Below are 25,634 nucleotides of genomic sequence, written 5' to 3'. Positions count from 1 at the left end.
GGTACGCGCAAAAAACGGGATCGATGCATAAACACCGATCCTGCGCCCCAGAGGCCGGGTCCAACGAAAAAGGCCGGATGCGCGAAGCACCCGGCCTTTCAATTTTCTGCTTTGCCAGAAGGAAGCGCTTACGCGGCTTCTTCTGCGGCAGCCTCGGCAGCCACGCGAGCGCGGTCCTGGGCGCCCTTGGCATCGGGATCGCGATCGACGAATTCGACAACGGCCATCGGCGCGTTGTCGCCGGTGCGGAAGCCGGCCTTCATGATCCGGATGTAACCGCCGTGGCGGGTGGCGTAGCGGGTCGCAATCGCGTCAAACAGCTTGCGAACGGCATCGTTGTCGCGGATCTGCGAGATCGCCTGACGGCGGGCATGCAGGTCGCCGCGCTTGCCGAGCGTAACGAGTTTTTCAACGATCGGACGGATTTCCTTGGCCTTTGGCAAGGTGGTCACGATCTGCTCATGCACAATGAGCGAAGCCGCCATGTTGGCGAACATCGCCTTGCGGTGGCTAGAGGTGCGGTTCAGCTTGCGGCCGGAATTTCCATGGCGCATGGCTCGTCTCCTTCACATGCAGGCCTATGCCCGCCTTAAGGGTTTAATACTGGTCTTCGTAACGCTTGGCGAGATCTTCGATATTCTCCGGCGGCCAGGACGGAACTTCCATACCCAGATGCAGGCCCATGGAAGCCAAAACTTCCTTGATCTCGTTGAGTGACTTGCGGCCAAAGTTCGGAGTCCGGAGCATTTCGGCTTCCGTCTTCTGAATAAGGTCGCCGATGTAGACGATGTTGTCGTTCTTGAGGCAGTTGGCCGAACGGACAGACAGTTCCAGTTCGTCAACCTTCTTGAGAAGCGACGGGTTGAAAGCGAGTTCCGCGACGGTTTCCTCGTGAACTTCCTTCTGCGGCTCGTCGAAGTTGACGAACACACCGAGCTGATCCTGAAGAATGCGGGCTGCGTATGCAACAGCGTCTTCACCGCTCACCGAGCCATCTGTTTCCAGCGTCAGGGTCAGCTTGTCGTAATCGAGAACCTGTCCTTCACGGGTGTTTTCCACCTTGTAGGAACACTTCTTGACCGGCGAATACAGGCTGTCGACCGGAATCAGGCCAATCGGCGCGTCTTCAGCGCGATTGCGATCTGCCGGCACATAGCCCTTGCCGTTATTGACGGTGAATTCCATGCGGATTTCAGCGCCCTCATCCAGCGTGCACAACACGTGCTCGGGATTGAGGATTTCGATATCGCCCACGGTCTGGATGTCGCCTGCCTTGACAACGCCCGGACCCTGCTTGCGCACGACCATGCGTTTGGCTTCATCGCCTTCCATGCGGATGGCGATTTCCTTGATGTTGAGAATGATGTCGGTGACATCTTCGCGAACACCCGGGATCGACGAAAACTCATGCAGAACGCCGTCGATCTGCACTGCCGTGACGGCAGCGCCGCGCAGCGAGGACAAAAGCACCCGACGCAGGGCATTGCCCAAGGTCAGGCCAAAGCCGCGCTCAAGCGGTTCGGCAACCACAGAAGCCTTGGTGCGGCTCGTGGTCGAGAACTCGACCTTGCTTGGCTTGATCAATTCCTGCCAGTTTTTCTGAATCATGTCTGATACCTTCCTGTTGCCGCACCATCCAATCGTGACGGCCAAGTGAGAAGAGAATTAAACGGGCGAAGGTAAAACCCGGCCCGACGATAAATCTGAAACAAACTCAGACGCGACGCTTCTTGCGCGGACGGCAGCCATTGTGCGGGATCGGGGTCACATCACGGATCGAGGTGATGGTGAAACCGGCAGCCTGCAGCGCGCGGAGTGCCGATTCACGACCTGAACCAGGACCGCAAACTTCGACTTCGAGCGTCTTCATGCCGTGGTCCTGCGCCTTCTTGGCGGCGTCTTCAGCAGCCATCTGGGCAGCAAACGGGGTCGACTTACGCGAACCCTTGAAACCCTTGGCACCGGCTGACGACCAGGAAATGGTGTTTCCCTGTGCATCAGTGATGGTGATCATCGTGTTGTTGAATGTCGAACTGACGTGGGCTACGCCCGACGAGATGTTCTTGCGTTCGCGACGCTTGACGCGTCCGGCTTCCTTGGCCATGAATTTTCCTTTCGAGATATCTGCACCGCCGTAACGCCAGCGGCTCCACCGGGAGACGCCTGATTGGAGGCGAAAACGTTAGCGCGGAGATCAACAGATCCACCGCGCCAAAATTGTCGCCGCCAGCCAGGCGGGCCCAAATTACTTCTTTTTACCAGCGATCGCCTTTGCCGGACCCTTGCGGGTGCGGGCATTGGTGTGCGTACGCTGACCACGCACCGGCAGGCCGCGACGATGGCGCAGACCGCGGTAGCAACCAAGGTCCATCAGACGCTTGATGTTCATCGAGTTCTCGCGGCGCAGGTCGCCTTCAACCTGATAGTCGCGGTCGATGGTTTCACGAATCTGCAGCACTTCGGAATCCGACAGCTGATTGACGCGGCGGTCCAACGGAATACCGACCTTTTCCACGATCTGCTGGGCAAACTTGTTACCGATACCGTGAATGTAGGTCAGTGCGATTACGACGCGCTTGTTGGTCGGAATATTGACGCCTGCTATGCGGGCCATGTGCTTCTCCATGTGGGCCGGTCAAGCCGGCGGGTTATAGTTGCCCGCGTCCGGTGGAGGCCGGCCCTTGCGGGTAGTCTGAAACAATGAACCAGCCGTGCCCTTGCAGACGAGATCAGCCTCATTGCGCATTCTGATTCCCGGCACACTTAAAGCGACCAGAGCCGTATCTCCGTCTTACTGGGAAAAACCGCACCAATCGCCTGCATGTCGCGAGTTGGGCGGGTCTTAGCGGAACAACAAGGCTTTCGTCAAGCTCTTGAGCCGCAGAAACTTCGCCCGGAACCTTGCGGCAGGCCGACTTTGCACGCGCAAAAACCGGCCTGCCGATATCTCTTGTCCGATCAGAGCGTGGCCAAAACCTGTTCGATCTGCTCGGTGACCTCATCGATGGTTCCCATCCCGTCAACGGTGCGCAAAGCACCCTTGGCGTAATAGTAACCGGTCAGCGGCGCGGTCTTCTTGTAATATTCGCGCAGGCGCTCTTCGAACACCTCGGGATTGTCGTCCTTGCGAACCGGCTGGCCGGCGGCGGCAGCTTCTTCCGCCCGCTTGACGATACGGCCGACAAGCGCCCGGTCATCGACAACAAGTTCGATGACCGAATCAAGCTTCATGCCCTTGCTCGCCAACATGGCTTCCACCGCATCGGCCTGAACCAGCGTCCGCGGATAACCGTCAAGGATGAAGCCGCGTGCGCAATCGGGTTGATCAACCCGCTCGGAAACAATGGCGTTGACGATATCGTCGGATACGAGTTCGCCGGCATCCATCACCGCCTTGGCGCGCTGGCCGATTTCCGTTTCCGCTGCGACTGCTGCGCGCAGCATGTCACCGGTCGACAATTGCGGAATGCCGTGTTTTTCGACCAGGCGTTGGGCTTGTGTGCCCTTGCCTGCGCCGGGTGGCCCCAAAAGAATAAGTCTCATCGTCCCCTCTTCCCTCCCCGAAGTTTGGACTTCTTGATCAACCCCTCATATTGCTGGGCGATAAGGTGTCCCTGAATCTGCGCAACCGTATCGAGTGTCACCGACACGACGATCAGAAGCGATGTTCCACCCAAATAGAACGGAACGCCGGTTTGCGCGATTAGAAATTCGGGTAAGAGACAGACAAAAACGAGATAGATCGCACCGACGACCGTCACCCGGGTCAGCACATAATCGATATATTCGGCGGTACGCTCGCCGGGCCGGATGCCCGGAATGAAGCCACCGTGACGTTTGAGATTGTCCGCAGTGTCCTTCGGATTGAAAACGATCGCGGTGTAGAAAAAGGCGAAAAACGCAATCAAACCGCCGTAAAGCAGCATATAAGCCGGCTGACCATGGCCGACAGACGCCAACAGCGTGGTTGCCCAGGCAGGCATATTTCCGGTGGCAGCAAAGCCTGCAACCGTCGCCGGCAGCAGCAAAAGCGACGAAGCAAAGATCGGCGGAATCACGCCCGAAGTGTTGAGCTTGAGCGGCAGGTGCGACGTATCGCCCTGGAACATCCGCGAGCCGACCTGGCGCTTTGGATACTGGATCAGCAATTGCCGCTGCGCCCGCTCGACGAACACGATCAGTGCGATGACGGCAATGGCCACAACAATGACCGCGATGATCAGACCGGTCGACAGGGCGCCGGTGCGGCCCAGTTCGAGCGTACCTGCAACAGCACTTGGCATTGCGGCGACGATGCCGGCGAAAATGATCAGTGAAATACCGTTGCCGATGCCGCGTGCAGTGATCTGCTCGCCCAGCCACATCAGGAACATGGTGCCGCCAACCAGGGTAATGACCGTGGCAATACGGAAGAACCAGCCCGGATCGGTCACGATGCCGTTGCCCGACTCAAGCCCGACGGCGATGCCGTAGGCCTGCACAGTACCCAAAAGAACCGTGCCGTAGCGGGTGTACTGGTTGATGATCTTGCGGCCCTGTTCGCCCTCTTTCTTGAGTTGCTCAAGCGTAGGGACAACGGATGTCATCAGCTGAATGATGATCGAGGCCGAGATATAGGGCATGATGCCGAGGGCGAAAATCGCCATGCGCTCGACAGCGCCACCTGCAAACATGTTGAACAGGCCAAGAATGCCGCCCGACTGGCCCTGGAAGGCCTGTGCAAAGGCGCCTGGGTTGATTCCAGGCAGCGGGATGTAAGTTCCCAGGCGATACACCAGAAGTGCGCCAAGAGTGAACCAGATCCGCTTCTTGAGATCTTCCGCCTTGGCGAAAGCCGAGAAATTGAGATTGGAAGCGAGTTGTTCGGCTGCAGATGCCATTGCATTCTCCGCGCGGCCCATCCGGCGCCCGATGAACCCGATCATCTCCGGAGGGCCTGAGTTGGTTTCACCGGACGTTTCGGCTTGACCGGACTACCGGTCGCCTGCGCCTGCCCCGGCCGCCGCATTGAGTCGCGCCGACTTGTCCCATATGGGACGAAAGTCGCCCGGTGTGAACCACCGGGCGACTAAATAATTACTTCTCTTCGGTCGCCGGTGCGGCTGCGACAGGCGCAGCTGCCAGTACCTTGATGGTTCCGCCGGCCTTTTCCACCTTTTCGATGGCAGTGGCAGAGGCGCCGCCGACTTCGAGGGTGACCTTGGCCTTCAGTTCGCCATCAGCCAGAACCCGTACACCATCCTTGATGCGACGGATGACGCCAGCAGCCTTGAGAGCGGCTGCATCGATCGTGCCCTTGCCGTCGAGCTTGCCTGCATCGATGGCCGTCTGAATGCGGCCAACGGAGACGATGTTGAAGTCGGTTGAGAAGATGTTCTTGAAGCCGCGCTTAGGCAGACGCCGATAAATAGGCATCTGGCCGCCTTCAAAACCGTTGATGGCAACGCCGCCGCGGGACTTCTGTCCCTTGACACCGCGGCCGCCAGTCTTGCCGGTACCCGAACCAATGCCGCGACCTACGCGCTTGCGGTTCTTAGTAGCACCTTCGTTGTCGGTGATCTCATTGAGTTTCATGATAGTTCACTCCCACTCACTGCTCGTCGACGACGCGAACGAGGTGGCTGACCGAACGGATCATGCCACGTACGGACGGCGTGTCCTCGAGGGTCCGGCGGCGGTGCATTTTGTTGAGGCCCAAGCCGATCAGCGTCTGGCGCTGGACGTTCGGGCGGCGAATCGGGCTGCCGATCTGTTCGACGGTGACCGTCTTGCCCTTTTTATTGTCAGCCATGGTCTTGGCTCCCTAATACGAATAAGGCAGACGCCCGATTACTCTTCACCGCCAGCGGAAGGTCCGCGGCGAGCCTGGAGCGTGGAATACTTAATGTTACGCTGAGCCGCGATGTCCTTGGGGTGCATCTGGTTCTTGAGCGCATCAAAAGTGGCGCGGACCATGTTGTACGGGTTTGAAGACCCGGTCGACTTGGCCACAACGTCCTGCATACCCAGCGTTTCAAACACGGCACGCATCGGACCACCAGCGATGATCCCGGTACCGGCCTTGGCAGCGCGCAGCAGAACCTTGCCGGCGCCGTGGCGGCCATGCACATCGTGGTGCAGGGTCCGGCCCGAACGCAGCGGAACAAAGATCAGTTCGCGCTTGGCAGCTTCGGTTGCCTTGCGGATCGCTTCCGGCACTTCACGTGCCTTACCGTGACCGAAGCCAACGCGACCCTTTTGGTCACCAACAATCACGAGGGCTGCGAAACCGAAACGGCGACCGCCCTTGACGACCTTGGCAACGCGGTTGATGTGAACAAGCTTGTCGACGAATTCGCTGTCGCGTTCGTCGTCCCTGCCGCGATTATCGCGGCGACCTTCCTTGGCCATTGTCCTTTTCCTTATTCTTTTCCGGAATCAATCGGCTGGTTTTAATTAGAAAGTCAGACCGGCTTCGCGGGCTGCTTCGGCGAGGGCCTTGATACGGCCATGATAGATAAAGGCGCCGCGGTCAAAGACCACATCCTTGACGCCTGCTTCTGTCGCACGCTCGGCAATCAACTTGCCAACCGCAGACGCCGCAGAGACATCGGCGCCAGTCTTGAGATCACCACGAAGGCCGGTGTCCAAGGTCGATGCCGAAGCAAGCGTACGGCCTGCGGCGTCATCGATGATCTGTGCGTAGATGTTCTTCGACGAGCGATGAACCGACAGGCGCGGACGGCCATTGGCCACCGCTTTAAGCTGGCGGCGGACACGGTCGGCCCGACGCGTAAGGGATTGTTTCCTGCTAGCCATTTCGCGTCTTCCTTACTTCTTCTTGCCTTCTTTGCGGACAATCCGCTCTTCAGCATATTTAACGCCCTTGCCCTTGTAGGGTTCGGGTTTGCGATAGGCCCGGATTTCTGCCGCCACCTGGCCAAGCACCTGCTTGTTGATCCCGGTGATGACGATCTCCGTCGGCTTCGGGCAAGCGATGTTGACGCCTTCCGGCGGCTGATAAACGACATCGTGGCTAAAGCCAAGGGCCAGCTGCAGATTACGTCCCTGCATGGTGGCGCGATAACCCACACCATTGATTTCGAGCTTGCGTTCGTACCCATCCTTCACACCAGTGAAGAGATTGGCAATCATGGTACGCGACATGCCCCATTTGGAGCGAGCGCCCTTTGAATCATCCACGGGTGTGACGACAACCGAGTTGTCCTCAAGCTTGAGCGCGACTTCATCATTGGCGACGAAGATCAACTCACCCTTGGGACCCTTGGCGACCACTTTCTGGCCATCAATCGTCGCAGTGACACCGGCGGGGACCGGAACGGGCTTTTTACCGATACGAGACATTGTTCAACCTGTCTGTTCGAGTTGGAGGTTCTGCACGATCAGAAGATCGAGCAGAGAACCTCACCACCAACATTCTGCTCGCGCGCAATGTGATCGGCCAAAACGCCCTTCGGAGTCGAAAGGATCGTGATGCCGAGACCATTAGCGACCTGCGGAATGGATTTGACGGAGACGTATACACGCCGGCCGGGCTTGGAAACGCGGGCGATCTCACGGATCACCGGTGCACCTTCATGGTACTTGAGCTCGATGCTCAATTCAGCCTTGCCGTTGTCGAACGCCACTTCGGTATAGCCGCGAATATAACCTTCGGCTTCCAGAACGTCGAGCACCCGAGCGCGCAGCTTCGATGCAGGCGTCGATACCGACGCCTTGCGACGGGCGATACCATTGCGGATACGTGTGAGCATATCGCCCAGAGGATCAGTCATTGCCATCTCACGCGCTCCTTACCAGCTCGACTTGACGAGGCCGGGCACCTTGCCCAGGGACCCCAGATCACGCAAAGCGATACGCGACATGCCCAGCTTGCGGTAATACGCACGCGGACGGCCGGTCACTTCGCAGCGATTGCGAACGCGGATCTTGGCCCCGTTGCGCGGCATTTCGGCCAGCTTCAAGGTTGCACGGAAACGTTCCTCGATAGGAAGCTCCTGATTGTGCGTGATCGCATTGAGTGCGGCACGCTTGGAGGCGTCGCGCTCGACCAGCTTGCGGCGGCGCTTGTTCTTTTGAATTGCGCTGACTTTCGCCATATTCAGATATCCTTTTTCATGAATGCCGTTACGACTACTGGGGGAAAGGGAAGTTGAACTCTTTGAGAAGAGCCCGTGCTTCGTCGTCCGTTTTAGCCGTCGTACAAACGATGACGTCCATGCCCCAGATCTGGTCAACCTTGTCGTAGTTGACCTCCGGAAACACGATGTGTTCCTTGATGCCCATGGCGAAGTTGCCACGGCCGTCAAAGCTCTTCGGGTTCAGGCCGCGAAAGTCACGAACGCGCGGAAGCGCGATGGTGACAAGACGGTCCATGAACTCAAACATACGAGCGCCGCGAAGCGTAACCTTGGCGCCGATCGGCATATCTTCGCGCAGCTTGAAGCCGGCGATCGAATTGCGTGCGCGGGTAATAACAGGCTTCTGACCAGCGATTGCCGCCAGGTCTTCAGCCGCAATCGCGGGCTTCTTGGAATCGGCGGTGGATTCACCAACGCCCATATTGATTACGATCTTGTCCATACGCGGGATCTGCATTTCGTTCGCGTAGGCGAACTTTTCCTGCATAGCCTTGCGAATGCGCTGAACATATTCGGTCTTGAGCCGCGGCTCATACTTTGCTTCAGCCATCGATCACTTCTCCAGAACGCTTTGCCACGCGCACCTTCTTCTCGCCCTCGACGCGGAAACCGACACGGGTCGGCTTGCCGTCCTTGGGGTCTGCAACCGCGAGGTTGGAGAGATGAAGCGAGGCTTCCTTATTGATGATGCCGGCTTCCTGGGTCTGGGACTGGCGCTGGTGGCGCTTGACCATGTTCAAACCCCGGACCACGGCCCGGTCTTCTTTCGGCATCACGACGAGGACTTCGCCAGTGCGGCCCTTGTCCTTGCCTGCCAGAACGACGACCTTGTCGCCTTTGCGGATCTTTTGCATCGGTTCGTTCCTTACAGCACTTCAGGAGCCAGGGAGATGATCTTCATGTGGCTCTTGGCGCGCAATTCGCGCGGAACCGGTCCGAAGATACGGGTGCCGATCGGCTCTTTCTTGTTGTCGATCAGGACAGCTGCGTTTCCGTCAAAACGGATCACGCTGCCATCGGCGCGACGGATGTCCTTGGCCGTGCGAACGACAACCGCCTTCATCACATCACCCTTCTTGACGCGGCCGCGCGGAATGGCTTCCTTGATCGAGACGACAATGATGTCGCCGATGGAAGCATATTTCCGTTTTGAACCGCCCAGAACCTTGATGCACATGACACGACGAGCGCCGGAATTATCCGCGACGTCGAGGTTTGTTTGCATCTGAATCATATCAGGCCGCCTTCTTGTTGTTACCGACACGGTTGGGCACAAAGGCCACCTATGCCAGCTTATGAGTCAATTCTTTTGTGCGCGGGAAGGATATTGCCAAGGTGGTTTCCGCGAGCGGACCTTCCATGCGCTGAAAGCAGAAGAACGCCCGATTCCCGGGCGTTCTGCGCCAATGGCCTGCTTCATACAGGATTCTCGGCAAGGTGCAATAGCCTCGCCTCAAAACCGTTCATTCAAGCCTGGGCTATCTCGACGACAGTCCAGCGTTTGTCCTTGGAAATCGGTGCGCATTCCTGAATGGAAACAGCATCGCCAACCTTGTGCTGGTTGTTTTCGTCATGCGCCTTGTAGTTCTTCGAGCGGCGCACGATTTTCCGCATGACCGGATGCGCGAAACGGCGTTCCACGCGGACAACCACGGTCTTCTCGTTCTTGTCACTGACAACAGTGCCCTGCAGAATGCGTTTTGGCATGTTCTTCGGTCCTTAGGCCTTGGATTCGGCCGCCTTCTGGCGGGCAATGGTTTTGATGCGAGCGACGTCGCGGCGGACTTCCCTGACTCGCGAAGTCTTTTCCAGCTGCCCGGTGGCGCCCTGAAAGCGCAGGTTGAACTGCTCTTTCTTCAGCTTGGCGAGCTCGTCATTGAGTTGGTCAACGCTCATGGCGCGAACATCTGCGGCTTTCATGATCCGTCTCCTTACTCTGCGATGCGCTGTACGAAGCGGGTCTTGACCGAAAGCTTGGCTGCGCCGAGACGCAGGGCTTCACGGGCAAGCTCTTCGCTGACGCCGTCGATTTCGAACATGATCCGTCCGGGCTTGACCTTGGCCGCCCAGTAATCAACCGAACCCTTGCCCTTACCCATGCGGACTTCCGTCGGCTTGGATGTGACAGGAACGTCCGGGAAGATGCGGATCCAAACACGGCCGGCACGCTTCATGTGACGGGTGATGGCGCGACGAGCCGCTTCGATCTGACGTGCATTAACGCGATCGGGCTCTTGTGCCTTCAAGCCGTAAGCTCCGAAATTCAAGTCCGAGCCGCCCTTGGCCACGCCCTTGATGCGGCCCTTGAACTGCTTGCGGTACTTAGTACGCTTTGGCTGCAACATTGTCTAATTCTCCGAATTGTCTGCCTGGCGCAAAATCAGGCGTGTTCGCGCCGACGGTTGCCGCCCGATGCGTCGCCTTCCGTGGCGCGACGTTCAGACGCCATAGGATCATGCTCAAGAATTTCGCCCTTGAAGATCCAGACCTTGACGCCACAAATTCCGTAAGCGGTCTTGGCTTCAGCCGTGCCGTAATCGATATCGGCGCGCAGCGTGTGAAGCGGAACCCGGCCCTCACGGTACCATTCGGTCCGCGCGATTTCCGCGCCGCCGAGACGACCACCACAAGTGATCTTGATGCCTTCGGCGCCAAGACGCATGGCCGACTGAACCGAGCGCTTCATGGCGCGACGGAAAGCAATACGGCGCTCGAGCTGCTGGGCAATCGACTGCGCAACCAGGGTGGCGTCGACTTCCGGCTTGCGCACTTCAACGATGTTGAGGTGCGTTTCCGACTGAGTCATTTCGCCAAGCTTGCGGCGCAGCTTCTCGATGTCCGCACCCTTCTTGCCGATGATCAGGCCAGGGCGGGCAGCGTGAATGGTAACGCGGCACTTCTTGTGCGGACGTTCGATGACGATCTTGGAAACGCCGGCCTGCTTGAGTTCGTTCTGCAGGTACTTGCGTATCTTCAGGTCTTCATGAAGCAGCTTGCCGTATTCGGCATTGTCGGCGAACCAACGGCTGTCCCAGGTACGGTTGATGCCAAGGCGAAAACCGATTGGATTGATTTTCTGACCCATTACGCGGCCTCCTCTTTGGCTTCCATCTCACGCACGACGATGGTCAAATGCGCGAATGGCTTTTCGACCCGCGAGGCGCGGCCGCGGCCACGAGCATGGAAACGCTTCATGACAATCGACTTACCGACATAAGCTTCGGCAACGATCAGCGAATCAACATCAAGGTCGTGGTTGTTCTCGGCGTTTGCGATCGCCGATTCAAGCGTCTTCCTGACGGTCGAAGCGATGCGCTTGCGCGAAAACTCAAGCTCGGCCAGTGCCTTGTCAACCTTCTTGCCGCGGATAAGGGCGGCGACCAGGTTAAGCTTCTGCGGGCTGACACGAATGGTGCGGGCAACTGCCTGCGCCTCGTTATCCTTGAGCCGGCGTTCGGTTTTAGCCTTGCCCATCGTTACTTCCTCTTCGCTTTCTTGTCGGCGCCATGGCCGTAATACGTCCGCGTCGGAGAGTATTCGCCAAACTTCTGGCCGACCATGTCCTCGGACACGTTGACCGGAATGTGCTTGCTTCCGTTGTACACGCCGAATGTCAAGCCGACGAACTGCGGCATGATGGTGGAGCGGCGGCTCCACATTTTGATCACTTCGTTGCGGCCGCCTTCGCGAACCTTCTCAGCTTTCTTGAGAAGATAGCCGTCAACAAACGGACCTTTCCATATTGAACGAGCCATTGGAGACTTCCTCTCTTATTTCTTACGCTGATGGCGCGAACGCATGATGAACTTGTCTGTCGACTTGTTCGAACGTGTGCGCTTGCCCTTGGTCGGCTTGCCCCAGGGGGTCACCGGGTGACGACCACCGGAGGTACGGCCTTCGCCACCGCCGTGCGGGTGATCGACCGGGTTCATGGCAACACCGCGAACATGCGGGCGCTTGCCCCTCCAGCGCGACCGACCGGCCTTGCCATCGTTGGTATTGGAATGATCCGGATTGGACACCGCACCGACAGTGGCGAGGCAGGCGCCCTGAACCAGACGCTGTTCGCCCGAGTTCAAGCGCATGATTGCCATGCCCTGGTCACGACCAACCAACTGAGCGTAGCCGCCTGCGGAGCGGGCAACCTGACCGCCCTTGGCCGGCTTCATCTCGATGTTGTGCACGATCGTGCCGACCGGCATGAACTGAAGCGGCATGCAATTGCCCGGCTTCACGTCCACGGCCTTGTCGGACGAAATCACCTTGTCACCGGCAGTCAGACGCTGCGGTGCGAGAATATAGGACTTCTCGCCGTCGGCATAGGTGATCAGCGCGATGAAAGCCGACCGGTTGGGGTCGTATTCCATACGCTCGACAGTGGCCTCAACGTCGAACTTGCGACGCTTGAAATCGACCATGCGGTAGGTGCGCTTGTGACCACCACCAATCGACTGGGCTGTGACCCGGCCGTGGTTGTTACGGCCACCCTTGCTGTGGAGGCCCTGTGTCAAAGACTTGACCGGCTTTCCGCGATGAAGACCCGAACGATCAACGATGACCAGCTGACGCTGGCTCGGGGTCGTCGGATTGTAACTTTTCAGTGCCATTTTCCTGTTCCCTTTTGAGGGCTTATTCCCGCGCAGTCCTTACAGACCGGTGGAGACGTCGATCGACTGCCCTTCGGCAAGCGTCACATACGCCTTTTTCACATCTGACTGGCGGCCCGCGATACCCCGGAAGCGCTTGGTCTTACCCTTGCGCAGCAGCGTATTGACCGCAGTAACCTTGACACCGAACAGTGCCTCAACCGCAGCCTTGATTTGAGGCTTGGTAGCACGCCGGGCGACGTTGAAGACAACCTGGTTCTGCTCAGAGACGAATGTTGATTTTTCAGTGATCGACGGAGAGACGATCACATCATAATGGCGAATGTCCGTCATTTGAAGCGCTCCTCCAGAGCCGCGATAGCGTCTTTCGACAAGACCAGCTTGCCGCGGCGCAAGATGTCATAAACATTGATACCCTGGATCGGCAACACATCGACATTCGGAATGTTGGCCGCTGCGAGGCTGAAGTTCTTGTCAACCTCGGCGCCACCGATGAACAGGGCGTTGACGAGGCCGAGCTTGTTCAGCGAACCAGCCAGCGCCTTGGTCTTCGGATCGGAAGCCGAAAGACTGTCGATCACGACGATCTCGGACGCTGCAAACTTGGCCGAAAGCGCATGCCTCAGGCCCAGTGCCCTCACCTTCTTGGGAAGGTCATGGGCGTGGCTGCGAAGAACCGGACCGTGAGCCCGGCCGCCGCCACGAAACTGCGGTGCACTTGCAGCGTGGTGACGGGCGCGGCCCGTACCCTTCTGCTTGAACATCTTGGCGCCGGTGCGGGCAATTTCCGAGCGGCTGAGGGTCTTGTGACCGCCCTGCTGCTTCTTTGCAAGCTGCCAGCGCACGATGCGCTGGATCAGATCCTGGCGCGGCTCGAGACCGAAGATCGCGTCGGAAAGCGAAATCTTTCCTGCGTCCTTGCCCTCGAGGGTGGTGACGGTAAGATCCATTATTCGGCTCCCTCATTCGATACGTTGGCTGCCGCGCGAAGCGCCGCAGGAAGGGGCGCATCAGCCGGGATACCGGACTTGACGGCGTCGCGAACAACGATCCAGGCACCCTTGGAGCCCGGAACCGCACCCTTGATAAGGATCAGGCCGCGATCGACATCGGTCGAGACAATTTCGAGGTTCTGCGTGGTCACGCGGGTACTACCCATGTGGCCTGCCATCTTCTTGCCCTTCCAGACCTTGCCCGGATCCTGATTGGAACCGGTCGAGCCGTGCGAACGGTGCGAGACCGAAACGCCGTGGGTGGCGCGAAGACCGCCGAAACCGTGGCGCTTCATGGCGCCGGCAAAGCCTTTACCCTGAGTAACACCGGAAACATCGACCAGCTGGCCGGCGACGAAATGACTCGCCGCAATTTCAGAACCGACATCGATCAAGTTGTCCGAGCTCACACGGAACTCGACCAGCTTGGCCTTGGGTTCGACATTGGCAATGGCGAAGTTTCCGCGCATGGCCTTGGACGTATTCTTGACCTTGGCGACGCCAGCGCCGAGCTGAACAGCGGTATAGCCGTTCTTCTCTTCCGTACGTTGGGCTACCACCTGGCAGTTTTCCATCCGCAGGACGGTCACGGGGATATGGTCTCCGGCGTCGTTGTAGACCCGGGTCATTCCCACTTTTTGTGCAATCACACCTGAACGCATCGGTTCATTCCTCTTGAGATGAGCCTGTCGGGGCCCTGCCCCTACCTGCCTCGTTCCCTGTCCTTAAGGCCCTGGGCCTTAAAGCTTGATTTCCACATCAACACCCGCGGCGAGATCCAGCTTCATAAGCGCATCAACGGTCTGCGGGGTCGGATCAACTATATCGAGAAGGCGCTTGTGGGTGCGCATCTCAAACTGCTCGCGGCTCTTCTTGTCGATATGCGGCGAGCGGTTGACCGTAAATTTTTCGATCCGGGTCGGCAGCGGGACCGGGCCACGGACGCTCGCGCCGGTCCGCTTTGCCGTCGACACGATTTCACGCGTGGAGGCATCAAGGATCCGGTGATCAAACGCCTTGAGGCGGATGCGGATGTTCTGACCGTTCATTCGAATTGTCCTTGCTTGTGTGAGGACCGCGCGATCCGGTTGAACCGAACCGCGCGACCTGACCCAGTTTGTTACTCGATGATCGAAGCGACGATGCCGGCACCAACGGTGCGGCCGCCTTCGCGGATGGCGAAGCGGAGCTTCTCTTCCATCGCGATCGGCACGATCAGCGTCACGTCAGCCGAAATGTTGTCGCCCGGCATCACCATTTCGGTACCTTCCGGCAGTGTCACCACACCCGTCACGTCGGTCGTGCGGAAGTAGAACTGCGGACGGTAGTTGGTAAAGAACGGCGTATGACGGCCACCCTCTTCCTTGGTCAGAATGTAGGCTTCTGCCTTGAACTTGGTGTGCGGCTTGACCGAACCCGGCTTGCACAGGATCTGGCCACGCTCGACGTCCTCACGGCCAATGCCGCGAAGCAGGGCGCCGATGTTGTCGCCAGCCTGGCCCTGATCGAGCAGCTTGCGGAACATTTCAACGCCGGTGCAGACCGTCTTCTGGGTGTCGCGGATACCGACGATCTCGATTTCCTCGCCAACCTTGACAACGCCACGCTCGACGCGGCCGGTGACAACCGTGCCACGACCGGAGATCGAGAACACGTCTTCGATCGGCATCAGGAACGGCATGTTGATCGGACGCTCAGGCGTCGGGATGTATTCGTCAACGGCAGCCATCAGCGCGCGGATCGAGTCTTCGCCCTGGGCCTTGTCGCCATCGTTGAGCGCGACAAGCGCCGAACCCTTGATGATCGGAATATCGTCGCCCGGGAAGTCGTAGGACGACAGCAGTTCGCGAACTTCCATCTCGACGAGTTCGAGAAGTTCTTCGTCGTCAACCTGGTCGACCTTGTTGAGGAAGACAACCAGCGACGGAACGCCAACCTGACGGGCAAGCAGGATGTGCTCGCGGGTCTGGGGCATCGGGCCGTCGGCAGCCGAGACAACCAGGATCGCGCCGTCCATCTGCGCGGCGCCGGTGATCATGTTCTTCACATAGTCGGCGTGACCGGGGCAATCGACGTGGGCGTAGTGCCGCGCTTCGGTTTCATATTCGACGTGCGAGGTCGAAATGGTGATGCCGCGGGCCTTCTCTTCAGGTGCAGCGTCAATCTGCTCATAGGCCTTGTAATCACCAAAATACTTGGTGATCGCAGCCGTCAAGGACGTCTTGCCGTGGTCAACGTGACCAATCGTGCCGATGTTAACATGCGGCTTATTGCGCTCGAACTTACCCTTTGCCATCGTCGGCTCTCCATTCTCATTCAGCCCGTTGCGGGGCAATTTACTGTTTCGGTCTCCGGTCCGGGCCGGCGTCGTGAGACGCGGGCCCGGCAATCCGGCAAATTATGCGTATTTCGCCTGGATCTCCTGGGAGACATTCGACGGAACCGGTGCGTAGTGATCAAACGTCATCGTGTACTGGGCGCGGCCTTGCGACATCGAGCGCAGCGTATCAACGTATTTGAACATATTGGCCAGCGGCACATGAGCGTCGATGACCACGGCGATGCCGCGCATTTCCTGCCCCTGGATCTGACCACGGCGGGAGTTCAGGTCGCCAATCACGTCACCGACGTAATCTTCCGGGGTGACAACTTCAACAGCCATGATCGGCTCAAGAAGCTGCGGGCCCATGAACTTCGAGTTCTCGCGGAAGCAAGCGCGACCGGCGATTTCGAAGGCGAGGACGCTGGAGTCCACATCGTGGTAGGCGCCATCGATCAACGTTGCCTTGATACCCAGCATCGGGAAGCCCGCAAGCGGTCCGGAATTCATCACGCTGTTGATGCCCTTCTGGACGCCAGGGATGTATTCCTTGGGAACCGAACCACCGACGACCTTGGATTCGAAGATGAAATCTTCGGTCTCGTCATTCGGCTCGAAGCGGATCTTGACGCGTGCAAACTGACCCGAACCACCCGACTGCTTCTTGTGGGTGTAATCGGCTTCATAAGCCTTGGTAATCGATTCACGGTAGGCAACCTGCGGCGCACCGACGTTGGCTTCGACCTTGAACTCGCGACGCATACGGTCAACGAGAATGTCGAGGTGCAATTCGCCCATGCCGGCAATGATCGTCTGCCCGGATTCTTCGTCGGTCTTGACGCGGAACGAAGGATCCTCAGCTGCCAGGCGGTTGAGCGCGAGGCCCATCTTTTCCTGGTCGCCCTTGGTCTTCGGCTCGATCGCAATCTGAATCACCGGCTCAGGGAATTCCATGCGCTCAAGGATCACCTGCTTGAGCGGATCACACAGCGTGTCACCCGTAGTGGTTTCCTTCAGACCGGCAAGTGCGACGATATCGCCAGCAAAAGCTTCCTCGACATCTTCACGAGAATTCGAGTGCATCTGCAGCATGCGACCGACGCGTTCGCGCTTGTCCTTGACCGTATTCATTACCGACGAGCCCTTTTCGAGCTTGCCGGAGTAGATCCGGGCAAAGGTGAGCGAACCGACGAACGGATCGTTCATTACCTTGAATGCCAGCAATGCCATCGGCGCATCATCGGAAGCGGGACGGGTTGTCGGCTCTTCGGTCTTGACGTCAATGCCTTCAATCGGCGGCACGTCGATCGGGCTCGGCAGATAGTCGACCACTGCATCGAGAAGCGGCTGAACGCCCTTGTTCTTGAAGGCCGAACCACAAAACATCGGGAAGAACTGAACGGCGATGGTACCCTTGCGGACCAATGCACGCAGTTCGTCATTGTCCGGCATCGTACCTTCGAGGTAACGCTCCATGGCGGCCTCATCGGCTTCCACGGCAGTCTCGATGAGCAGTTCGCGGTATTCCGCGGCCCTCTCCTTGAGATCGTCGGGAATTTCCACAATGTCCCACTGAGCGCCGAGCGATTCATCACGCCAAACCAGCGCATTCATCTCGACCAGATCGACAACGCCCTTGAATTCGGTTTCAGCGCCAATCGGCAGCTGCATGACAACCGGGATCGCACCGAGACGCGACTTGACCATCGATACCGAGCGATAGAAGTCGGCGCCGGTCTTGTCCATCTTGTTGCAGAAGATCATCCGCGGGACATTGTACTTGTCAGCCTGGCGCCAGACGGTTTCAGTCTGAGGCTCGACACCGGCATTGGCGTCAAGCAGCGCAATGGCGCCGTCGAGCACACGCAGCGAACGCTCGACTTCAATGGTGAAGTCAACGTGGCCTGGGGTGTCGATGATGTTGAAGTGACAAACCTTGCCGGTGCGGCCTTTCCAGAACGTGGTGGTCGCAGCAGAGGTGATGGTAATACCACGCTCCTGCTCCTGCTCCATCCAGTCCATGGTGGCTGCGCCGTCATGAACTTCACCGATCTTGTGGGACTTGCCGGTATAAAACAGCACCCGCTCGGTGGTCGTGGTCTTGCCAGCGTCGATATGCGCCATAATGCCGAAATTTCGGTAGTCTTCGATTGCGTATTCGCGCGCCATCTTGAATGCCTTTCGAGTGCGGGTCGTTATTACCAGCGGTAATGCGAGAATGCGCGGTTTGCATCGGCCATCTTGTGGGTATCTTCCCGCTTCTTGACCGCGCTGCCGCGATTGTTTGCAGCATCCATGAGTTCGCCCGACAGGCGCTCAACCATGGTGGTCTCGTTACGCTTGCGCGCTGCGGCAATCAGCCAACGGATGGCCAAAGCCTGACGACGCTCGGGGCGCACATCAACCGGCACCTGATAGGTGGCACCGCCAACACGGCGTGAGCGAACTTCCACATGCGGCGCAACATTTTCGAGCGCTGTATGGAACTGTGTGACCGGCTCCGACTTGGAGCGCGTCTCTACCTGATCAAGCGCACCATAGACGATCTGCTCGGCAACTGATTTCTTGCCGTGCATCATGATGGCGTTCATGAATTTGGTGATGACCAGATCGCCGAACTTCGGGTCCGGGTTGATCTCACGCTTCTCTGCACTGTGACGTCGTGACATACTTTTCGTCTTTCAACTGATGGGTCGAAACAGCCAGCCGCATGGAATGACGCGACTGGCCGACACATATTACTTCGGACGCTTGGCGCCGTACTTCGAGCGGCGCTGCTTGCGGTTCTTGACGCCCTGAGTATCGAGGACACCACGGATGATGTGGTAACGCACGCCGGGCAAATCCTTGACGCGGCCGCCGCGGATCATCACAACCGAGTGTTCCTGAAGGTTATGACCTTCACCCGGAATGTAGCCGATCACTTCGTAGCCATTGGTCAGGCGGATCTTGGCAACCTTACGAAGCGCCGAGTTCGGCTTCTTCGGGGTCGTGGTATACACACGGGTGCAAACGCCGCGCTTCTGCGGATTTCGCTCCAGCGCGGGAACCTTGTTGTGCTTTACCGGCGCCTGGCGCGGCTTGCGGATCAGCTGGTTTACAGTTGGCATGTAACCATCCCTTTAGAATTCATGTTTCGCCCTTTCGGACCACCTCGGCTGCAAACAGTATGCGCAAAACAAGGGCCGATCCGGTTTTACCGGAGGACCCCAAAAAGCAGAGGACGCGAAAGTCAGCGTCGTGCGTGCAGCATTGTCAGTTCGCAGTGCAGTTTGGAACCTTGTTTGAGACAACTTCCAGAACGTGTCGTCCCGGAGAAAAGCGCCTCACATCGATCTCAGTGGCCGGTAACTACTGGCTTCCCCCCATTCCGTCAAGGCCATGACGAAGAAAAACATCTTTTGCGGCCCTCACATGACCGTCTCTGGGCCGCTGCGACAGATTATTAGGACTTCCAGCCTCTGAGTCCGGCTTTTTTTGCGTCGCGACACCAAGCCGGCCATGCCGACTCGCCTGCAACAGCCAGTCAGGCCCGGCATCACGGGCCTGACTGCGAATCGGCTTGTCGAATCCGATTCTGTGTCAGCTCAGGCGCGTTTGACGAGCCCGATGATGAATAACAGGATCACCGCACCGATGGTGGCGTGAATGATCGAGCCAAGTATGCCGCCGCCAATGACAATACCGACCCTCGGCAGGACCAGACCGGCGATGAAAGCGCCGACAATCCCGACCACGATGTTGCCAATCAGACCAAAGCCAAATCCCTTCATGATGATGCCGGCAAGCCAACCGGCGACTGCGCCGATCAGCAGAAAAACCACAAGACTTCCGATATCCATGTTTGTCCCTCATATGCCCGATACGCCAAGACGCCTGGTAGCTGGGCACATACCCACCAGAGCGCCCTTCCCTCGGCGTCAGCTTCGCAACCGACGTCCCCGGGGCTTCACATTACCAGAGAAGCACACGAAGTCGATCCGGGCGCAAACACCACCGCAACCCGACTGGAAACCAGCGGAGTAGGCACCGGCGCGCGCCCGACGATCGCGTTGCCTTCGCGGCTGCAACATGACAAACAGGCGCCTACCCCGATGCAGAAAGGATGGTGCCATGAAGTTTGACAACGACAATCAGGACGATGACAGCAGCACGGCAACCGTTTTCATCGTCATCGGCCAGGTAAGCCGGCAAAAGGGCGGCGACAAACGACCGTTTCATGTGCTCCTCGTCGCGCCCGATGAAGATACCGCCGTGCGGCATTGCCTCGACGCGCTGTCGGCCAAGGGCTTTGCCGAAGCCGATCTCGACCAGATTGGCCTGATGGGCGGGATGCCGGACGAAGAACCGCATGCGTCGGCCTATCAGGGCGCACTCGAAGGTGAAGTTGCGGTCATCGCCTTCGACTGAACTCCCCTGCTCTACCGCGGTGACGCGGCTGCCTTCCAAGGCGCGCCGGCGCCTCGGGTCACCAACCTTCCTCCCCACCCCGCAAACCGGCAATCACCATATCGTGCACGCAAAGCTGCAAAGGTGATTTAGCCCCGGCTCGGCGATGTGTTTGTCTGCGATGTCAGCGCGTTGCGGCGCAATCTGCTACAGCCTGCCCAGCGGCATAGACCGTTCGGTCGAATTGCCGGGAACCAGTGGATGCTTCCAGCCGTTGACAGCAATATTTGTAACAGTCGAGGGAGACGGTAGATCATGACATTCTCGAGAAAACTAAAATTCGCAGCCGCCGCAGCAACGCTGGTCATGGCAACTGCCGGATCGGCAGCCGCGGATGATGGCTGGATCGTCAAGAACAGTGACGCATCGGTGGAACAGACCGCCGACAAATTGGTGGCAGCAGTGGAAAAGGCCGGCGCCAAGGTGTTTGCCCGCGTGGATCACGCAGCCGGCGCCAAGAGCATTGATGCGGAGCTTGCCGACATGACGTTGGTCATGTTCGGCAATCCCAAAATCGGAACTCCGATCCTGCAGGCTTCACCGCGTGCCGGGATCGACCTGCCCAACCGCGTGCTTATCTGGGATGAGCAGGGCCAGACCCGTATCGGTTATCTCGATCCTGCGGCTCTGAAGACACGCCACAAGGTCAAGGGGGCTGACGAGGCTTTCAAGGTGATGGCAGGGGCACTGGGCAAATTGACCGATGCCGCTTCAAAGTAGTTCATAATCCGATCTTCAGAAACGAAAAGATCCGATCTTCAGAAACGAAAAGGCCGCCCCGAAAGGCGGCCTTTTTTATTGGATCGGAGGTTTGGTCCTATTCGGCGGGCGATGGCTCTTCGCTGGCCATGTCGGTCAGCATCGGCGCTGCCGTTTCCGCACCGGATGTCTTGCGTCGCTCGTCGATGATCAGATCGTCGCGCGATGTGGCGATGCGACGGATCTGGGTCATGGTGCCGCCGGTACCTGCTGGCACCAGACGTCCGACGATGACGTTCTCCTTCAAGCCCTGCAACGTATCGACCTTGCCGGCGACCGCAGCCTCGGTAAGCACCTTGGTGGTCTCCTGGAACGAAGCCGCCGAGATGAAGGACGGGGTCTGCAGCGAGGCCTTGGTGATACCAAGCAGAACCGGAACGCCGTGTGCCGGCTTCTTGCCCTGCTCGATCAGACGGTCATTGGCATTGTCGAGCTCGATCTGGTCGACATTGTCGCCGACGATGTAGACGGAATCGCCCGCATCGGTGACTTCGACCTTCTGCAGCATCTGCCGGACAATCACTTCGATGTGCTTGTCGTTGATGAGAACGCCCTGCAGACGATAGACTTCCTGGATCTCGTTGACGAGATACGAGGCAAGTGCCTCCACGCCCTTGATCGCCAGAATGTCATGCGGTGCCGGGTTGCCATCAAGGATGTAATCGCCCTTTTCGATGTAATCGCCATCCTGCAGGTGGAAGGGCTTGCCCTTCGGGATGAGATACTCGACGGACTCGATACTATCGTCAGCCGACTCGATCTGGATGCGACGCTTGTTCTTGTAGTCGCGGCCGAAGCGGATCGTACCATCGATCTCGGCGATGATGGCGTGATCCTTCGGACGGCGGGCTTCGAACAGTTCCGCAACACGCGGCAGACCACCGGTGATGTCCTTGGTCTTGGCGCTTTCGAGCGGCACACGGGCGAGAACATCGCCCTGGCTGACCTTGGCACCGGGTTCGACCGACAGGATCGCATCCACCGACAATTGGAAGCGGGCTTCGCCGCCACGTGCCAGCTTGGCGATCTCGCCGTCCTTGCCCTTGATGACAATCGACGGCTTGAGATCGACACCGCGCGGGGTCGAACGCCAATCAATGACCTGACGCTTGGTGATGCCGGTTGCCTCATCGGTGGCTTCGAGAACCGAGATGCCGTCGACGACATCTTCGAATTCCACGGTACCCTCGACTTCGGTCATCATCGGACGTGTGTACGGATCCCACTCGGCCAGACGCTGACCGCGCTTGACCGCGTCGCCGTCGTCCACATAGATCTTCGAACCATAAGCAACACGCTGCGATGACCGCTCCGTGCCGCCCTCATCGAGGATCTGGATCGCCATGCTGCGGCCCATGGCAATCAGGTTGCCATCGGAGTTACGCAGCATGTTGCGGTTCTTGATGCGAACCGTACCCTCGTAAGAGGCTTCCAGGAACGAGGTATCAACCACGGTGGCTGTGCCGCCAAGGTGGAAGGTACGCATGGTCAGCTGGGTACCAGGCTCACCGATCGACTGCGCAGCGATAACGCCGACAGCTTCACCGATGTTGACCGGCGTACCGCGAGCCAGGTCGCGACCGTAGCAGGCCGCACAGATGCCGGTCTGGATTTCGCACGTCAGCGGCGAACGGATGTGCACCGACTGAATACCCGCAGCCTCGACTTCGAGCACCTGGGCTTCATCAACCATGGTACCGGCCTTGACGATGGTTTCGCCAGTGATCGGGTGATTGATGTCGTCCAGCGCGGTCCGTCCAAGAATACGCTGACCGATCGACGCAACCACCTGGCCGGCATCGACGATGGCAGTCATCGTCAGGCCTTCCTTGGTGCCGCAATCAATCTGATTGACGATGCAATCCTGCGCCACGTCAACGAGACGACGGGTCAGGTAACCGGAGTTGGCGGTCTTCAGCGCGGTGTCGGCAAGTCCCTTACGGGCACCGTGTGTCGAGTTGAAGTACTCGTTCACGGTCAGGCCTTCCTTGAAGTTCGAGATGATCGGCGTCTCGATGATTTCACCCGACGGCTTGGCCATCAGGCCACGCATGCCGCCCAGCTGACGCATCTGGCTCGGCGAACCACGGGCGCCGGAATGGCTCATCATGTAGATCGAATTCATCTGCTTCTGACGGCCATTTTCATGGAACTCGACAGACTTGATGCGCGCCATCATTTCGTCGGCGACCTTTTCGGTAGCCTTGCCCCAGGCATCGACAACCTTGTTGTACTTCTCGCCCTGAGTGATCAGGCCGTCATTGTACTGCTGCTCGTATTCCTTCACCATCGTGTCGGTTTCGCCGACAATCCGGGCCTTGGAATCGGGGATCACCATGTCGTCCTTGCCGAACGAAATGCCGGCGCGGCAGGCATGACCGAAGCCGAGTTGCATGATGCGGTCGCAGAAGATCACCGTGTCCTTCTGACCGCAGTGGCGGTAGACGGTGTCGATCATCCGGGAAATGTTCTTCTTGGTCATTTCCTGGTTGCAGGTGTCGAACGGCACATTGACGTTCTTGGGCAGAAGCTCGCCGATGATCATGCGACCAGGCGTGGTTTCAAAGATCTTGGAAACCGGGTTGCCTTCGGCGTCAACGGACTTGAAACGGCCCTTGATCTTGGTGTGCAGGGTAACAATCTTGTTTTCCAGCGCGTGATGCAGTTCGCCCATATCGGAGAACACCATGCCCTGACCCGGCTCGTTCTCAGCCTGGATCGAGAGATAATAGAGACCCAGCACCATGTCCTGCGACGGCACGATGATCGGTGCGCCGTTGGCCGGGTGCAGAATGTTGTTGGTCGACATCATCAACACACGGGCTTCAAGCTGTGCTTCCAGCGACAGCGGTACGTGGACCGCCATCTGGTCGCCATCGAAGTCGGCGTTAAACGCGGTACAGACCAGCGGGTGAAGCTGAATGGCCTTGCCTTCGACCAGCACCGGCTCGAATGCCTGAATGCCAAGACGGTGAAGCGTCGGCGCGCGGTTCAAGAGCACCGGATGCTCGCGGATGACCTCGTCGAGGATATCCCAAACTTCCGGCTTTTCCTTCTCAACCAGCTTCTTGGCCTGCTTGACCGTGGACGAATAGCCCTTGGCGTCAAGGCGCGCATAGATAAACGGCTTGAACAGCTCGAGCGCCATCTTCTTGGGCAAGCCACACTGATGCAGCTTGAGCTCTGGACCGGTAACGATGACCGAACGGCCGGAATAGTCGACGCGCTTGCCGAGCAGGTTCTGACGGAATCGGCCCTGCTTGCCCTTGAGCATGTCGCTCAAAGACTTCAGCGGACGCTTGTTGGCGCCAGTGATGGTGCGACCGCGACGGCCGTTGTCGAACAGCGCATCAACGGCTTCCTGCAGCATCCGCTTTTCGTTGCGGATGATGATGCCAGGCGCACGCAGTTCGATCAGCCGCTTGAGACGGTTATTCCGGTTGATCACGCGGCGATAGAGATCGTTCAGGTCGGAGGTCGCAAAGCGGCCGCCATCGAGCGGCACCAGCGGACGCAGGTCCGGCGGGATCACCGGGACGACCTTCATGATCATCCATTCGGGACGGTTGCCTGAATCGATGAAGCTCTCAACGATCTTGAGACGCTTCATGAACTTCTTCTGCTTCAGTTCAGAAGTCGTCGAGGCAAGCTCTGTGCGCAATTCACCAGCGATGCGCTCGAGGTCCATCGAGGCCAGCAGTTCAAAGATCGCTTCAGCGCCGATCATGGCGGTGAACGAATCTTCGCCGAACTCGTCGACGGCGACCATGTAGTCTTCCTCAGAGAGAAGCGAGTTCTCCTTGAGCGACGTCAGGCCCGGCTCGGTGACAATGTAGTTCTCAAAGTAGAGAACCCGCTCGATATCCTTGAGCGTCATGTCGAGCAGCGTGCCGATGCGCGACGGCAGCGACTTCAGGAACCAGATGTGGGCAACCGGTGCGGCGAGTTCGATATGGCCCATGCGCTCACGGCGAACGCGGCTGAGCGTAACTTCGACGCCGCATTTTTCACAGATGACGCCCTTGTACTTCATCCGCTTGTACTTGCCGCAGAGGCATTCGTAATCCTTGATAGGACCGAAAATGCGGGCACAGAACAGGCCATCGCGCTCGGGCTTGAAAGTACGGTAGTTGATCGTCTCCGGCTTTTTGATTTCGCCGAAGGACCAGGAAAGAATCTTCTCGGGGCTGGCGATCGAGATCCGGATGGAATCGAACGTCTGCGCCGGAACATTGTTGTTGAAAAGATTCATGACCTCATGGTTCATGCCTGTCTCCTTTTAGGGCTGTTCGCCCTTGGCTTGCGACGGCGCCGGCAGACCCCCGGCAACAGGCCATCGCCTGAAATTCGTGTGTGCCCGCGATAG

Annotated in this window: 35 protein-coding genes; 2 read left to right on the top strand and 33 right to left on the bottom strand. The window is 58.4% G+C overall.

Features of this window, described 5'->3' with window-relative positions; genetic code table 11:
* Positions 1-128: 128 nt before the first annotated feature.
* The 32 genes from rplQ to ACK6D9_RS12330 form a co-directional block, all read right to left on the bottom strand.
* Positions 129-554 (bottom strand): 50S ribosomal protein L17, encoded by a 426-nt coding sequence (gene rplQ / locus ACK6D9_RS12485; protein WP_267652290.1) that lies wholly within the window; start codon positions 552-554, stop codon positions 129-131.
* 43 nt (positions 555-597) lie between these two features.
* A complete protein-coding gene (locus ACK6D9_RS12480) occupies positions 598-1,608 on the bottom strand; it encodes a DNA-directed RNA polymerase subunit alpha (RefSeq protein WP_267652289.1) in 1,011 nt (336 codons plus the stop codon).
* Positions 1,609-1,714: 106 nt separating this feature from the next.
* Positions 1,715-2,104, bottom strand: coding sequence for a 30S ribosomal protein S11 (gene rpsK / locus ACK6D9_RS12475; RefSeq protein ID WP_267652288.1), 390 nt, complete (start codon positions 2,102-2,104; stop codon positions 1,715-1,717).
* Between the two features lie 141 nt (positions 2,105-2,245).
* Positions 2,246-2,614, bottom strand: a complete 369-nt coding sequence (gene rpsM, locus ACK6D9_RS12470; protein WP_322990142.1) for a 30S ribosomal protein S13 — start codon at positions 2,612-2,614, stop codon at positions 2,246-2,248.
* A gap of 344 nt (positions 2,615-2,958) precedes the next feature.
* Entirely contained in the window at positions 2,959-3,543 is a 585-nt protein-coding gene (locus tag ACK6D9_RS12465) for an adenylate kinase (protein ID WP_322990143.1), read from the bottom strand.
* Positions 3,540-4,880, bottom strand: coding sequence for a preprotein translocase subunit SecY (secY, locus tag ACK6D9_RS12460; RefSeq protein ID WP_322990144.1), 1,341 nt, complete (start codon positions 4,878-4,880; stop codon positions 3,540-3,542). The genes ACK6D9_RS12465 and secY overlap by 4 nt, the downstream gene beginning before the upstream one ends.
* A 196-nt stretch (positions 4,881-5,076) precedes the next feature.
* A complete protein-coding gene (gene rplO, locus ACK6D9_RS12455; protein ID WP_412048759.1) occupies positions 5,077-5,574 on the bottom strand; it encodes a 50S ribosomal protein L15 in 498 nt (165 codons plus the stop codon).
* A 16-nt stretch (positions 5,575-5,590) separates the two neighbouring features.
* Positions 5,591-5,791: a 50S ribosomal protein L30 gene (gene rpmD / locus ACK6D9_RS12450; protein ID WP_007197129.1), complete on the bottom strand. Its 201-nt coding sequence runs from the start codon at positions 5,789-5,791 to the stop codon at positions 5,591-5,593.
* Positions 5,792-5,829: 38 nt separating this feature from the next.
* Positions 5,830-6,390, bottom strand: coding sequence for a 30S ribosomal protein S5 (gene rpsE / locus ACK6D9_RS12445; protein WP_412048758.1), 561 nt, complete (start codon positions 6,388-6,390; stop codon positions 5,830-5,832).
* 45 nt (positions 6,391-6,435) lie between these two features.
* Positions 6,436-6,798, bottom strand: coding sequence for a 50S ribosomal protein L18 (gene rplR, locus ACK6D9_RS12440; RefSeq protein WP_267652282.1), 363 nt, complete (start codon positions 6,796-6,798; stop codon positions 6,436-6,438).
* Between the two features lie 12 nt (positions 6,799-6,810).
* On the bottom strand, positions 6,811-7,344 hold the full coding sequence (rplF, locus tag ACK6D9_RS12435; RefSeq protein WP_412048757.1) for a 50S ribosomal protein L6: 534 nt from the start codon (positions 7,342-7,344) through the stop codon (positions 6,811-6,813).
* Between the two features lie 38 nt (positions 7,345-7,382).
* On the bottom strand, positions 7,383-7,781 hold the full coding sequence (rpsH, locus tag ACK6D9_RS12430) for a 30S ribosomal protein S8 (RefSeq protein WP_412048756.1): 399 nt from the start codon (positions 7,779-7,781) through the stop codon (positions 7,383-7,385).
* Between the two features lie 12 nt (positions 7,782-7,793).
* A complete protein-coding gene (gene rpsN, locus ACK6D9_RS12425; RefSeq protein WP_412048755.1) occupies positions 7,794-8,099 on the bottom strand; it encodes a 30S ribosomal protein S14 in 306 nt (101 codons plus the stop codon).
* Positions 8,100-8,133: 34 nt separating this feature from the next.
* Positions 8,134-8,691: a 50S ribosomal protein L5 gene (gene rplE, locus ACK6D9_RS12420; protein ID WP_412048754.1), complete on the bottom strand. Its 558-nt coding sequence runs from the start codon at positions 8,689-8,691 to the stop codon at positions 8,134-8,136.
* Positions 8,684-8,995, bottom strand: coding sequence for a 50S ribosomal protein L24 (gene rplX, locus ACK6D9_RS12415; RefSeq protein ID WP_412048753.1), 312 nt, complete (start codon positions 8,993-8,995; stop codon positions 8,684-8,686). Before rplX ends, rplE begins: the two co-directional genes overlap by 8 nt.
* A gap of 11 nt (positions 8,996-9,006) precedes the next feature.
* A complete protein-coding gene (rplN, locus tag ACK6D9_RS12410; protein WP_267652276.1) occupies positions 9,007-9,375 on the bottom strand; it encodes a 50S ribosomal protein L14 in 369 nt (122 codons plus the stop codon).
* A 233-nt stretch (positions 9,376-9,608) separates the two neighbouring features.
* Positions 9,609-9,848, bottom strand: a complete 240-nt coding sequence (gene rpsQ / locus ACK6D9_RS12405; protein ID WP_412048752.1) for a 30S ribosomal protein S17 — start codon at positions 9,846-9,848, stop codon at positions 9,609-9,611.
* Positions 9,849-9,860: 12 nt separating this feature from the next.
* Positions 9,861-10,061, bottom strand: coding sequence for a 50S ribosomal protein L29 (gene rpmC, locus ACK6D9_RS12400; protein ID WP_267652274.1), 201 nt, complete (start codon positions 10,059-10,061; stop codon positions 9,861-9,863).
* An 11-nt stretch (positions 10,062-10,072) separates the two neighbouring features.
* Complete coding sequence (gene rplP / locus ACK6D9_RS12395; RefSeq protein ID WP_045648399.1) at positions 10,073-10,486, bottom strand: 50S ribosomal protein L16; 414 nt, start codon at positions 10,484-10,486, stop codon at positions 10,073-10,075.
* Between the two features lie 35 nt (positions 10,487-10,521).
* Positions 10,522-11,226: a 30S ribosomal protein S3 gene (rpsC, locus tag ACK6D9_RS12390; RefSeq protein WP_267652273.1), complete on the bottom strand. Its 705-nt coding sequence runs from the start codon at positions 11,224-11,226 to the stop codon at positions 10,522-10,524.
* Positions 11,226-11,615, bottom strand: coding sequence for a 50S ribosomal protein L22 (gene rplV, locus ACK6D9_RS12385; RefSeq protein ID WP_412048751.1), 390 nt, complete (start codon positions 11,613-11,615; stop codon positions 11,226-11,228). Before rplV ends, rpsC begins: the two co-directional genes overlap by 1 nt.
* Positions 11,616-11,617: 2 nt before the next feature.
* Entirely contained in the window at positions 11,618-11,896 is a 279-nt protein-coding gene (gene rpsS / locus ACK6D9_RS12380) for a 30S ribosomal protein S19 (protein ID WP_412048750.1), read from the bottom strand.
* Positions 11,897-11,911: 15 nt separating this feature from the next.
* Positions 11,912-12,748 (bottom strand): 50S ribosomal protein L2, encoded by an 837-nt coding sequence (gene rplB / locus ACK6D9_RS12375; RefSeq protein ID WP_412048749.1) that lies wholly within the window; start codon positions 12,746-12,748, stop codon positions 11,912-11,914.
* A 39-nt stretch (positions 12,749-12,787) separates the two neighbouring features.
* Positions 12,788-13,081 carry a 50S ribosomal protein L23 gene (locus tag ACK6D9_RS12370; RefSeq protein WP_412048748.1) on the bottom strand — a complete coding sequence of 98 codons (294 nt, stop codon included), beginning with the start codon at positions 13,079-13,081 and terminating at the stop codon, positions 12,788-12,790.
* Positions 13,078-13,698: a 50S ribosomal protein L4 gene (rplD, locus tag ACK6D9_RS12365; protein ID WP_412048747.1), complete on the bottom strand. Its 621-nt coding sequence runs from the start codon at positions 13,696-13,698 to the stop codon at positions 13,078-13,080. The genes ACK6D9_RS12370 and rplD overlap by 4 nt, the downstream gene beginning before the upstream one ends.
* Positions 13,698-14,402 (bottom strand): 50S ribosomal protein L3, encoded by a 705-nt coding sequence (gene rplC, locus ACK6D9_RS12360; protein WP_267652267.1) that lies wholly within the window; start codon positions 14,400-14,402, stop codon positions 13,698-13,700. Before rplC ends, rplD begins: the two co-directional genes overlap by 1 nt.
* Before the next feature lie 78 nt (positions 14,403-14,480).
* Positions 14,481-14,789 (bottom strand): 30S ribosomal protein S10, encoded by a 309-nt coding sequence (rpsJ, locus tag ACK6D9_RS12355; RefSeq protein WP_003547547.1) that lies wholly within the window; start codon positions 14,787-14,789, stop codon positions 14,481-14,483.
* A gap of 71 nt (positions 14,790-14,860) precedes the next feature.
* The gene (tuf, locus tag ACK6D9_RS12350) at positions 14,861-16,036 is read right to left on the bottom strand and encodes an elongation factor Tu (protein ID WP_412048746.1); all 1,176 of its coding nucleotides are present in this window, start codon (positions 16,034-16,036) and stop codon (positions 14,861-14,863) included.
* 102 nt (positions 16,037-16,138) lie between these two features.
* Positions 16,139-18,229 carry an elongation factor G gene (gene fusA / locus ACK6D9_RS12345; protein ID WP_322989935.1) on the bottom strand — a complete coding sequence of 697 codons (2,091 nt, stop codon included), beginning with the start codon at positions 18,227-18,229 and terminating at the stop codon, positions 16,139-16,141.
* Between the two features lie 29 nt (positions 18,230-18,258).
* Positions 18,259-18,729, bottom strand: coding sequence for a 30S ribosomal protein S7 (gene rpsG, locus ACK6D9_RS12340; protein ID WP_267652264.1), 471 nt, complete (start codon positions 18,727-18,729; stop codon positions 18,259-18,261).
* 69 nt (positions 18,730-18,798) lie between these two features.
* Positions 18,799-19,170: a 30S ribosomal protein S12 gene (gene rpsL, locus ACK6D9_RS12335; protein ID WP_322989934.1), complete on the bottom strand. Its 372-nt coding sequence runs from the start codon at positions 19,168-19,170 to the stop codon at positions 18,799-18,801.
* 477 nt (positions 19,171-19,647) lie between these two features.
* Positions 19,648-19,902 (bottom strand): GlsB/YeaQ/YmgE family stress response membrane protein, encoded by a 255-nt coding sequence (locus ACK6D9_RS12330; RefSeq protein ID WP_412048745.1) that lies wholly within the window; start codon positions 19,900-19,902, stop codon positions 19,648-19,650.
* Positions 19,903-20,173: 271 nt separating this feature from the next.
* Between ACK6D9_RS12330 and ACK6D9_RS12325 the strand changes: the two genes are divergently transcribed.
* Positions 20,174-20,470 carry a transcriptional regulator gene (locus ACK6D9_RS12325; protein ID WP_322989932.1) on the top strand — a complete coding sequence of 99 codons (297 nt, stop codon included), beginning with the start codon at positions 20,174-20,176 and terminating at the stop codon, positions 20,468-20,470.
* Between the two features lie 294 nt (positions 20,471-20,764).
* A complete protein-coding gene (locus tag ACK6D9_RS12320; RefSeq protein ID WP_412048744.1) occupies positions 20,765-21,229 on the top strand; it encodes a DUF302 domain-containing protein in 465 nt (154 codons plus the stop codon).
* 97 nt (positions 21,230-21,326) lie between these two features.
* On the opposite strand, the gene rpoC is transcribed toward ACK6D9_RS12320, so the two are convergent.
* Entirely contained in the window at positions 21,327-25,535 is a 4,209-nt protein-coding gene (rpoC, locus tag ACK6D9_RS12315; RefSeq protein ID WP_412048743.1) for a DNA-directed RNA polymerase subunit beta', read from the bottom strand.
* Positions 25,536-25,634 lie beyond the last annotated feature (99 nt).

The organism is Hoeflea sp. Naph1, assembly GCF_046837775.1.
Lineage (GTDB): Bacteria > Pseudomonadota > Alphaproteobacteria > Rhizobiales > Rhizobiaceae > Hoeflea.
The sequence above is the reverse complement of the archived record's forward strand: the minus strand, read 5'-3'. Positions and strand labels throughout refer to the sequence as shown.

Excerpts from the sequence above, each read along its gene's own strand:
- rplQ (WP_267652290.1), bottom strand. The coding sequence starts at position 554 with ATGCGCCATGGAAATTCCGGCCGCAAGCTGAACCGCACCTCTAGCCAC.
- ACK6D9_RS12480 (WP_267652289.1), bottom strand. The coding sequence starts at position 1,608 with ATGATTCAGAAAAACTGGCAGGAATTGATCAAGCCAAGCAAGGTCGAG.
- rpsK (WP_267652288.1), bottom strand. The coding sequence starts at position 2,104 with ATGGCCAAGGAAGCCGGACGCGTCAAGCGTCGCGAACGCAAGAACATC.
- rpsM (WP_322990142.1), bottom strand. The coding sequence starts at position 2,614 with ATGGCCCGCATAGCAGGCGTCAATATTCCGACCAACAAGCGCGTCGTA.
- ACK6D9_RS12465 (WP_322990143.1), bottom strand. The coding sequence starts at position 3,543 with ATGAGACTTATTCTTTTGGGGCCACCCGGCGCAGGCAAGGGCACACAA.
- secY (WP_322990144.1), bottom strand. The coding sequence starts at position 4,880 with ATGGCATCTGCAGCCGAACAACTCGCTTCCAATCTCAATTTCTCGGCT.
- rplO (WP_412048759.1), bottom strand. The coding sequence starts at position 5,574 with ATGAAACTCAATGAGATCACCGACAACGAAGGTGCTACTAAGAACCGC.
- rpmD (WP_007197129.1), bottom strand. The coding sequence starts at position 5,791 with ATGGCTGACAATAAAAAGGGCAAGACGGTCACCGTCGAACAGATCGGC.
- rpsE (WP_412048758.1), bottom strand. The coding sequence starts at position 6,390 with ATGGCCAAGGAAGGTCGCCGCGATAATCGCGGCAGGGACGACGAACGC.
- rplR (WP_267652282.1), bottom strand. The coding sequence starts at position 6,798 with ATGGCTAGCAGGAAACAATCCCTTACGCGTCGGGCCGACCGTGTCCGC.
- rplF (WP_412048757.1), bottom strand. The coding sequence starts at position 7,344 with ATGTCTCGTATCGGTAAAAAGCCCGTTCCGGTCCCCGCCGGTGTCACT.
- rpsH (WP_412048756.1), bottom strand. The coding sequence starts at position 7,781 with ATGGCAATGACTGATCCTCTGGGCGATATGCTCACACGTATCCGCAAT.
- rpsN (WP_412048755.1), bottom strand. The coding sequence starts at position 8,099 with ATGGCGAAAGTCAGCGCAATTCAAAAGAACAAGCGCCGCCGCAAGCTG.
- rplE (WP_412048754.1), bottom strand. The coding sequence starts at position 8,691 with ATGGCTGAAGCAAAGTATGAGCCGCGGCTCAAGACCGAATATGTTCAG.
- rplX (WP_412048753.1), bottom strand. The coding sequence starts at position 8,995 with ATGCAAAAGATCCGCAAAGGCGACAAGGTCGTCGTTCTGGCAGGCAAG.
- rplN (WP_267652276.1), bottom strand. The coding sequence starts at position 9,375 with ATGATTCAGATGCAAACAAACCTCGACGTCGCGGATAATTCCGGCGCT.
- rpsQ (WP_412048752.1), bottom strand. The coding sequence starts at position 9,848 with ATGCCAAAACGCATTCTGCAGGGCACTGTTGTCAGTGACAAGAACGAG.
- rpmC (WP_267652274.1), bottom strand. The coding sequence starts at position 10,061 with ATGAAAGCCGCAGATGTTCGCGCCATGAGCGTTGACCAACTCAATGAC.
- rplP (WP_045648399.1), bottom strand. The coding sequence starts at position 10,486 with ATGTTGCAGCCAAAGCGTACTAAGTACCGCAAGCAGTTCAAGGGCCGC.
- rpsC (WP_267652273.1), bottom strand. The coding sequence starts at position 11,226 with ATGGGTCAGAAAATCAATCCAATCGGTTTTCGCCTTGGCATCAACCGT.
- rplV (WP_412048751.1), bottom strand. The coding sequence starts at position 11,615 with ATGGGCAAGGCTAAAACCGAACGCCGGCTCAAGGATAACGAGGCGCAG.
- rpsS (WP_412048750.1), bottom strand. The coding sequence starts at position 11,896 with ATGGCTCGTTCAATATGGAAAGGTCCGTTTGTTGACGGCTATCTTCTC.
- rplB (WP_412048749.1), bottom strand. The coding sequence starts at position 12,748 with ATGGCACTGAAAAGTTACAATCCGACGACCCCGAGCCAGCGTCAGCTG.
- ACK6D9_RS12370 (WP_412048748.1), bottom strand. The coding sequence starts at position 13,081 with ATGACGGACATTCGCCATTATGATGTGATCGTCTCTCCGTCGATCACT.
- rplD (WP_412048747.1), bottom strand. The coding sequence starts at position 13,698 with ATGGATCTTACCGTCACCACCCTCGAGGGCAAGGACGCAGGAAAGATT.
- rplC (WP_267652267.1), bottom strand. The coding sequence starts at position 14,402 with ATGCGTTCAGGTGTGATTGCACAAAAAGTGGGAATGACCCGGGTCTAC.
- rpsJ (WP_003547547.1), bottom strand. The coding sequence starts at position 14,789 with ATGAACGGTCAGAACATCCGCATCCGCCTCAAGGCGTTTGATCACCGG.
- tuf (WP_412048746.1), bottom strand. The coding sequence starts at position 16,036 with ATGGCAAAGGGTAAGTTCGAGCGCAATAAGCCGCATGTTAACATCGGC.
- fusA (WP_322989935.1), bottom strand. The coding sequence starts at position 18,229 with ATGGCGCGCGAATACGCAATCGAAGACTACCGAAATTTCGGCATTATG.
- rpsG (WP_267652264.1), bottom strand. The coding sequence starts at position 18,729 with ATGTCACGACGTCACAGTGCAGAGAAGCGTGAGATCAACCCGGACCCG.
- rpsL (WP_322989934.1), bottom strand. The coding sequence starts at position 19,170 with ATGCCAACTGTAAACCAGCTGATCCGCAAGCCGCGCCAGGCGCCGGTA.
- ACK6D9_RS12330 (WP_412048745.1), bottom strand. The coding sequence starts at position 19,902 with ATGGATATCGGAAGTCTTGTGGTTTTTCTGCTGATCGGCGCAGTCGCC.
- ACK6D9_RS12325 (WP_322989932.1), top strand. The coding sequence starts at position 20,174 with ATGAAGTTTGACAACGACAATCAGGACGATGACAGCAGCACGGCAACC.
- ACK6D9_RS12320 (WP_412048744.1), top strand. The coding sequence starts at position 20,765 with ATGACATTCTCGAGAAAACTAAAATTCGCAGCCGCCGCAGCAACGCTG.
- rpoC (WP_412048743.1), bottom strand. The coding sequence starts at position 25,535 with ATGAACCATGAGGTCATGAATCTTTTCAACAACAATGTTCCGGCGCAG.